The sequence below is a fragment of the Pauljensenia sp. UMB3104 genome, from assembly GCF_030217285.1.
GTDB lineage: Bacteria > Actinomycetota > Actinomycetes > Actinomycetales > Actinomycetaceae > Pauljensenia.
Map to the genome: position 1 here is coordinate 1 of NZ_JASONN010000655.1, position 230 is coordinate 230.

General features: G+C 69.1%; 1 protein-coding gene. It reads left to right on the top strand.

Annotation, left to right across the window (positions count from 1 at the left end; translation table 11 throughout):
• A partial coding sequence (locus QP415_RS13160; protein ID WP_285100370.1) for a rhodanese-like domain-containing protein occupies positions 1 to 230 on the top strand: 230 nt, incomplete at both ends.

Genomic DNA, 230 nt, shown 5'->3' on the forward strand with positions numbered 1-230 from the left:
CGGCCGGGCATATGCCGAACTCCCTCAACATCCCCCACACCCAGCTGCGCGACCGCCTCGATGAGGTTCAGGCTTGGGTCGACGAGAGCGTCGGCCACCAGCCCTTCGTCGTCATGTGCGCCGCAGGCGTGCGCTCCTGGATCGGCTACCGCATCGTGCGCCACGCGGGCTTCAACGTCACCATGCTGTCGGGCGGCATCCAGACGCTGCGCGCGTGGCTCGGCGAGAGG